Annotated in this window: 6 protein-coding genes, 1 tRNA gene, 2 other RNA genes and 1 pseudogene; 1 reads left to right on the top strand and 9 read right to left on the bottom strand. The window is 64.8% G+C overall.

What is annotated here, in order from left to right:
- From G015_RS14410 to G015_RS0112160, 4 genes and pseudogenes are all read right to left on the bottom strand, one after another.
- A pseudogene (locus tag G015_RS14410) lies at positions 1-184 on the bottom strand (hypothetical protein); the annotation flags it as partial.
- Between the two features lie 214 nt (positions 185-398).
- The gene (locus tag G015_RS0112170) at positions 399-599 is read right to left on the bottom strand and encodes an AlpA family transcriptional regulator (RefSeq protein WP_028490927.1); all 201 of its coding nucleotides are present in this window, start codon (positions 597-599) and stop codon (positions 399-401) included.
- Positions 600-659: 60 nt separating this feature from the next.
- Positions 660-1,220, bottom strand: a complete 561-nt coding sequence (locus tag G015_RS0112165) for a hypothetical protein (RefSeq protein ID WP_020146822.1) — start codon at positions 1,218-1,220, stop codon at positions 660-662.
- Complete coding sequence (locus G015_RS0112160) at positions 1,208-2,563, bottom strand: integrase family protein (RefSeq protein WP_020146821.1); 1,356 nt, start codon at positions 2,561-2,563, stop codon at positions 1,208-1,210. Before G015_RS0112160 ends, G015_RS0112165 begins: the two co-directional genes overlap by 13 nt.
- 107 nt (positions 2,564-2,670) lie before the next feature.
- On the opposite strand from G015_RS0112160, the gene G015_RS0112155 reads away from it, so the two are divergent.
- Positions 2,671-2,749, top strand: a tRNA-Val gene (locus G015_RS0112155).
- A gap of 183 nt (positions 2,750-2,932) precedes the next feature.
- Here the strand turns inward: G015_RS0112155 and G015_RS14170 are convergent.
- From G015_RS14170 to G015_RS0112140, 5 genes are all read right to left on the bottom strand, one after another.
- Positions 2,933-3,066, bottom strand: a non-coding RNA gene (locus G015_RS14170) — RtT sRNA.
- 237 nt (positions 3,067-3,303) lie between these two features.
- A non-coding RNA gene (locus G015_RS14165) (RtT sRNA) lies at positions 3,304-3,434 on the bottom strand.
- A 585-nt stretch (positions 3,435-4,019) separates the two neighbouring features.
- A complete protein-coding gene (locus G015_RS0112150) occupies positions 4,020-5,207 on the bottom strand; it encodes a phage portal protein (RefSeq protein WP_020146820.1) in 1,188 nt (395 codons plus the stop codon).
- A complete protein-coding gene (locus G015_RS0112145) occupies positions 5,207-5,713 on the bottom strand; it encodes an HK97 family phage prohead protease (RefSeq protein WP_020146819.1) in 507 nt (168 codons plus the stop codon). The genes G015_RS0112150 and G015_RS0112145 overlap by 1 nt, the downstream gene beginning before the upstream one ends.
- A 2-nt stretch (positions 5,714-5,715) precedes the next feature.
- Positions 5,716-6,978: a phage major capsid protein gene (locus G015_RS0112140; RefSeq protein WP_020146818.1), complete on the bottom strand. Its 1,263-nt coding sequence runs from the start codon at positions 6,976-6,978 to the stop codon at positions 5,716-5,718.
- Between the last annotated feature and the right edge of the window lie 8 nt (positions 6,979-6,986).

The raw sequence follows: 6,986 nt of genomic DNA, 5'->3' as shown, positions 1-6,986 counted from the left end.
CCAGCACGTCAGCCGCGCCGCAGCCGGCCCAGCACTTCACCAGGACGGTGCCGTCATCGGTCTCGCGAACGCTCAGGCTCGGGTGTCGGTCCCCATGGGCGGGGCAGCACGCGAGCCAGCGCCCGGGGCCGGTGGTCTTCACTTTCTCGAGACGATCCAGGAGACGCTCGACCGGGGCGCTCATCGCTCACCCCCTAGCGCGGCCCTGAGTGCGCGCAGGAAGCGCAGAATCGCACGGCGGCGGGCAGGGCCACGGGAATGCATGCCGATGATGTAGGCGCGGATCTCCGCGATGCGAAAGAGATCGTCGCTGCTATACTGCCGGTAGAGTGCTTCGCCGTGCTCTGCTACTGCGCCCCGTGCCTCCCCCCTGGCCGGGGCGCTTCCTTTTGTGCCCCTCATGCCGCACCTTCCTTGCCGCGCAGCCAGGCGTCCAGGGCCTCACGGCGCCAGCCGACGCAGCGAGAACTGAAAACGATCTTGCGTGGAAACGTTGGGTCGCTCTCGGACAGGTCGTAGAGCTTGCGCCGGCTCATGCCGAGATATGGCGCGGCTTCATTGGGCCGCAAAATAGCGGCAGGGTGATCTTGCGTGTTCATGCTTTATGGCTCCCGGTTGTGCACCTGGGCCAAGCATGTTTTTCCGTTCAATGCCCGCGCTTAGCGTAATCCCGCTTTTCTGATCCAGCCCCGCACGGTGTTGGCTGGTTTACCCTTCTGCCTTGCAATGATTCCGGCGCGCTCACGCTCTGGCTTGCCTTCGCTCGCCAGTTTTTCCCAACGGCGCCGCGTATCGTCGATTTCGTCTTGCTCCTCGGCTTGTTTGCGCTTGGCGGTCGACTTGCCGCCCTCGGATCGGGGCTTTTGCAGGTCGGCTTTGATTTGCAGACCGGAATAGATGGCCATGCTCTTGTTCAGCGATTCCATGCGCTTGCCTGCATCCAGCGCGCTCAAGCTGGCCTCGGCATGATCCCCCCGCTCGATCGCATGCAGTGCCGTTGCTGCCGCCTGTCTAAGCCGTTCCGCTTCTGCCGATACGTTCGCGGGAATCCCGAGTTCCTGGTCGTACGTCGCCAGAGACAAGGCCCCCGCGCGATCCCAAATGAACCTCAGCCGCTCGACCAGTTGTTCGTCGGGCTGCAGGGCCATCCAGTCCTCAACCGCCAGACCGGCCAGGTGCTCGCCAGCGAATAGCTCGGCTACGTCGATCAGGACTCGCACGACGATGCCCCCTGGTCACCTTTAGCCCCGCCGATACGTTGGCCGTACTGACGCATGATCTCGCGGGCCGAATCAGGACAAAGGTGTCCGTAGTGGTTTTCGATCATTGCGGCGGACTTGTGCCCGGCCAGCTTGGCGACCGTCAGCAGCGGCACCCCAGCGGCCACCAGGGTCGAAATGAAGTGATGCCGCATCGCGTAGAACGTGAGGTCGTCGGGCAGCCCGCCCAAACGCTTCACGCGGCGCCAGGGCTTGCCGTGCGCCTTCTTGTCCATACGCCTACCAGTGATGGGCGACGCGAAAACCAGGCCGGTCGAGGGCTTCCCCCGTTGCTCCCACCAGGCACGCACCACGTCGAGGGCGCCCGGCGGTAGGTCCATTTCCACGCGGGCCGGTTCGGGGTGGTGGCGGGTTTTCTCGGGCACCTTCACCAGCCGCCCGAATTGCGGGTTCAGTTCCAGCCAGGTCAGGGCGTACAGATCGCCCGGGCGTAGTCCCGTGTACAGGGATAGATAGGCGAACGGTATAAACCAGTGCGGATAGGTCACGGCGTCCAGATCGGGCAAGTCCGGCTTGCCGTGCGCCCGACTGTTCCGGCGCTGCTGTCGCAGTTCAGCCGCGAACGCATCCAGCCCGGCATGAAGGCGGCGGATCTCATCGTCCGTCAGCAGCCGCCGGGTCGAGGCCCGGCGCTCTCGCAGGGCTTCGGTCCGCTCGGTTTCCGCAGGCTTGTCGAGCGCCACGTCCCGCAGCGGATCATCTTCGATCACGCCGTCCCGAACCGCTTGGCGCAACAGCGTGCGCAAGGCCCCGTAGGCGCGTTTTATGGTCGCAGGTGCGCGTCCCAGTTCCTCGCGCCAGGACTGCCACGCCATAACGTCGGAACGGGTCAGCGTTGCCAGGTCGCGGTCGCACCAGTGATCGAAGTTCGTCCGCAGGATCGCCAGCGTCTCGTCACCCGCGGTTCGCCGCGCCTGATAGCGGGCATACGGGCCTTCGATATAGGCCCGCAGTGTCCGGGTGCCCGCCAGGGCCTTTTCCTCTAGGGTCTCGCGGCGCCGGCGCTCTTTGTCCGCCAGCACGTCGGCATCCTCGGTTCGCCATGCCAGGGCCTTTTCGGCGGCTTGCTGAGGCTTCAGCGCGGGATATCGCCCGATGGTCGCAGTGCGGCGCTTGCCGGTGGGGTCGGTGTAGCGGTATCGCCAGCTTCCGCCCTTAGCGTTGCGGATCAGGTGAAGTCCGGTAACGCGATCGCACCAGAGAGTCGCGCGGCCCTCGGCAGATTCCAGGAACCGCCGGGCGGCGGTGTCGGTGATACTGGTGTCGAGGGCCTTCGCAGCCATGGGGTCACCCGTTTTGGTCACCATTTGGTGACCATTAAGGTAACACAAACGGGAACTACGGTGCCCCACCTTGCACAAACCGTTTCGGTAAGTCTATGATTGTAGGCGTGTGGCCCTTGGCAGGGCTGGATACTGGTTGCCTTCACACGGCAGGGGTCACTAGTTCGAACCTAGTACCGCCCACCAGAAAATGACGCAAAAAAGGCGACCCACGGATTCCGGGGTCGCCTTTTTTGTGCGCAGGGGCTTCGCGGGCAAGCCCGCTCCCACAAGTCCCCCTCAAGATACTTCCCACAGGCTTCGGTTTCGAATTCCAGAAGGCTGGGGCCAGACATTCGAAAGGGGCCACTGGGCCCCTTTGCTTGAATCTGGCGGAGAGGGAGGGATTACTCGGCACGATGTGCCTCGCCCTTCGGGTCGTCACCTGCGGTGACGTTCTGGCATCGCTTCGCGCTGCCAGTAGTCGAACCATAGCCTCTAATTCCTCGGGTTCGAATCCCGATATGTCGGGGGCCAGACGTGCGAAAGGGGCCACTTGGGCCCCTTTGCTTGAATCTGGCGGAGAGGGAGGGATTACGGCGACGTTGTCGCCGCCCTACGGGCCGCCTCCGCTGCGCTGCGGCGTTCCGATGTCGCGATGCGCCATCGGTCGAACCATCGTTTCGGATTCCTCGGGTTCGAATCCCGGAACGCTGGGGCTAGAAATGCAAAAGGGGCCACGCAGGCCCCCATGCTGAATCTGGCGGAGAGGGAGGGATTACTCGGCACGATGTGCCTCGCCCTGCGGGCCGTCGCCTGAGGCGACGTTCGGGTGCCGCTTCGCGTCACCCGTCGAACCATCATTTTCTATCCCTCGGGTTCGAATCTCGACACCTTAGGGGACAGACATGCGAAAGGGGCCACTTGGGCCCCTTTGCTTGAATCTGGCGGAGAGGGAGGGATTACGGCGACGTTGTCGCCGCCCTACGGGCCGCCTCCGCTGCGCTGCGGCGTTCCGATGTCGCGATGCGCCATCGGTCGAACCATCGTTTCGGATTCCTCGGGTTCGAATCCCGGAACGCTGGGGCTAGAAATGCAAAAGGGGCCACGCAGGCCCCCATGCTGAATCTGGCGGAGAGGGAGGGATTCGAACCCTCGGTACTCGCGAGAGTACAACGGTTTTCGAGTCCTAGTCTGGCAACAGTGTACAACACTCAACAGCAGGAAAACCAGTAGGTTACAGAACCGACAACACCCCCCAATATGGCCGTTTTTTGTCCGCAGTGTCCCAAATTTGGACCAAGAATCGGGGCGGGTGAGGGCACAAAAAACCCCGCCGGCATCACGCTGGCGGGGCTGCGGATCTTCGGCCACCGGCTCCGCAACCGGCAAACCGGGGGAGAACGATAGCCCCTGGCCTAGCGGATTACAGCCACGGCTCCGCGCACCGCATGTCTGGGGGAGGAAAGCCCCTGGCCTACTCGCCTACTGGCGAATTCGTTTCCAGCCCGTTGCCGCCCGGCAACGGGTTCCAGCCTTCTACCTGGCGAATCTCGTTGGCCGTCAGGATGCCGGCATCCTTGGCGATCTTGTGCGAGGTCCAGCGGCTTTCGGGATCGCCACGCTGGAACCCCGACAGGTCGAAGTCGAGCATATGCGTGGCGCGGCTGGTCTCGCTGAACACGCTGCGCACCATTTCCGCCTCCAGCTTGCGGATCCACAGCGAAAGCGTCTGCTGTGCGAACCAGCGGCCCACGGTCTCGGCATTGGTGAACGTGCCATGCGTCAGGTCGCCAATGATGGGCGGCGGCACCCCGTAGATGCGGGCCAGTTCTTCTACGCTGAACTTCCGGCTCGCCAGTAGTTCGGCATCCTCGGGGTTCATGGAGATGGATTCCCATTCCATGCCGGCCTCGAGGATCAGCATCTTGTGGGCATTGGCCGCGCCCTTGAATGCTTCCATGCCCTTGCGGATCTCGTTACGTTGATCGGTGTCCAGCTTGGCCGGCACCTTGATCGCACCGCTGGGGTTCGCCCCGTTCTTCCACATGCTCCCGGCGAATTCCTGAGTGCTCAGGGCCGCGCCCACGGCAGCCGCCGCACGGGTCAGGCGGGAACGCCCCAGTAGCCCATCGTCGGTACGGTCCCGCAGGTGTAGCACTTCATCCTGGAGCAGCCGGCGCATCCGGCCCGTCCCGCCGTAGACGCTGGTGAGCTCGGTCACGTCATAGGCCAGGCGACCGTTCGGCAACAGTTGGACCGCGACCCAATCCCAGGGGATCGGACGCAGTTCGACTACCTGGCCCTGGTGGTCGGTCACGATCTCCGCCAGGCCGTTGCCGCGCAGCAGGGTGGACGCCAGCAGCCATTCCACGAAGTCCGGCCACGTCTGCCAGCGGTTCGGCCCCAGGTGGATCAGGCGCCCCAGCGGGTGCGTCGGATCTTCCACGCGGTTGTCGCCTTCGCGCCGGTAGATATAGGTCGGCAGGCTCGCGATGCTGCCACTGATAGCGCCCACGCAGGCCAGGACCGTGCTAAGGTTCTCCGCCACGCGGGCGTTCACTGGCGCGACCGTGTTGTGGCCGCTCAGGTAATCCCAGGACGGTTCCTCCTGGTCTCGAGTCTCCGGCTCGAAGTATTCCGCCATGCGACGTAGCAGGCCCATTAGACGGTCTCCAGGTAGCGGGTGGCGAGGGACAGGCGGGGCGTGCGGCTGCGGGCCGTTACCTCGGTGCCGTCATAGGCGGGCCAGGCATGGACCACGCTCACCTCGCGCAGGTCCACTTTCCGCAGTTCGCGGCGCCGTCCTTCCCAGGTATCGCCGCCCTTGGGGATCGTGAACCCGAACGACATACCCCCCAGGTCGCCACGCTCCGCCATGGCGAGCACATCGCGCCCCAGTTGGGTATCCGGTACGTCGAGACTGAATGCGAGCCCTTGCGCGTCCTCAGACAGCCGCAGGGTGCCCGTGCGGGTCCGCGCCAGTAGACGGCTGGTGTCGTGGTCCACCAGGGCCAGCACGTCGCGATCGCCTCGCAGGGAGTCCGCGAACGCGCCGGCCCGGATGGTCTCGGTAAAGTCCGCGATCCGGGCCTCGCTGCCGAACAGGGCCGCGTAGCCCTCCAGCCGGCGACCGACAGCCCGAACCTCGGTGGCGTAGCGCCGTTCCATGCTCAGACCTCGAGCATCCCGAACGCGAAGCTCTCGGGGTGCCGCAGGGCCACATCCGCCGTCATCATCGCGCGGACCTTCACGTTGCCCTTGCTGTAGGCGGTAGACTCGAACGGGTTAACCAGCACGTCCAGCTCGGACCAGAAACCGATCAGCAGGTCGGAGAAGTTGCCGAAGATCAGCGGCGCGGTATCCGGGTCGCCTTCGGTGATCGGCGTCAGCGTGGTGCGTGCGACGGTGTAGCCGTCCAGCGAGTCGCGGCTATCCATGATGAAACCATGTTCCGCTTCGCCGTCCACTTTGTTGGTGCTGCGCAGGATTCGGCGCACCTTCGGATGCGTCAGGAACGCGGTGCCGGTGGCGTCTTCATCTTCCACCATGCCGATCAGTTCCTGAACCTTCTCCCACGTTGCGGCGAAGCTCGAGACCTCGGATACGCCGGCAGTCTCCAGGATGCCGGTCGGCTCATTGCTGCCGCCGCCCTTGATCGCCACGGCGTCCAGCGAGGCCGCCAGGATCTGCGCGAAGTCACGGCGCACCAGTTGTTCCACATCCGGGCTCGCCTGCTGAAGCATGTTCCGCGACAGTTCGGTGATCGCGCCCGCATGCTTCGGGGCCATGCTCACCTTGTCGAAATCGTGCTGCGATTCGCTCAGGGCGCTGTTCTCGGCAACCCAGCCGGTGGTGGCCGATGCCGCCAGCTTCGGAATGTCCACGTTGCCGGACAGGCCCCGCAGGACACGCGCGCCCAGGCGACGGACCACGACCGCCTCGCGCAGCCGGTCGATAAACTGGCCGCCCAGGTGATCGGTGGCGATCAGATCGGCGCCCTGGCCGGTGCTGGTCAGCACGTCGCGGGATTCGATGCGCTCCTCGAACACTTCCGCCGGCACCGCAATGCCCTGGAAACTGCGGCCACTGCGGCGGGCAAGCTCCTGCTGAACCTCACGCTCGCGCCCATCGTCCACGTTCAGGCCCGCCGCGCCGGCCATGGCACGGGTCAGCGAGTAATCGCGTCGTGCCTGGTCCCACTGGCGTTCCTCGGTCCCGGATACCGGGGCGCCTTGCATGCGGCGCTCGGCATCTTCCACGGCGCGCGCACGCTCCATGTTCGCCTCGATTCGCTCGAGCTCCGTTTTCAGGCCGTCGAACTGCGTGCTCTGTTCGTCGGACAGGTCGCCACCGTCGCCTTTCGGGTTGTCGGTCAGCGAGCGCATTTCCGCGACCAGTTGGCCGCGCTTTTCTTTCAGGTCTTTCAGCTTCATGGGGATGG

This window comes from Thioalkalivibrio sp. ALJ15 (genome assembly GCF_000383695.1).
Lineage (GTDB): Bacteria > Pseudomonadota > Gammaproteobacteria > Ectothiorhodospirales > Ectothiorhodospiraceae > Thioalkalivibrio.
This window is presented reverse-complemented; position numbering and strand designations above follow the sequence as displayed.

Coding starts and splice junctions, on each gene's coding strand:
- G015_RS0112160 (WP_020146821.1), bottom strand. CDS start 2,563: ATGGCTGCGAAGGCCCTCGACACCAGTATCACCGACACCGCCGCCCGG.
- G015_RS0112145 (WP_020146819.1), bottom strand. CDS start 5,713: ATGGAACGGCGCTACGCCACCGAGGTTCGGGCTGTCGGTCGCCGGCTG.
- G015_RS0112150 (WP_020146820.1), bottom strand. CDS start 5,207: ATGGGCCTGCTACGTCGCATGGCGGAATACTTCGAGCCGGAGACTCGA.
- G015_RS0112170 (WP_028490927.1), bottom strand. CDS start 599: ATGAACACGCAAGATCACCCTGCCGCTATTTTGCGGCCCAATGAAGCC.
- G015_RS0112140 (WP_020146818.1), bottom strand. CDS start 6,978: ATGAAGCTGAAAGACCTGAAAGAAAAGCGCGGCCAACTGGTCGCGGAA.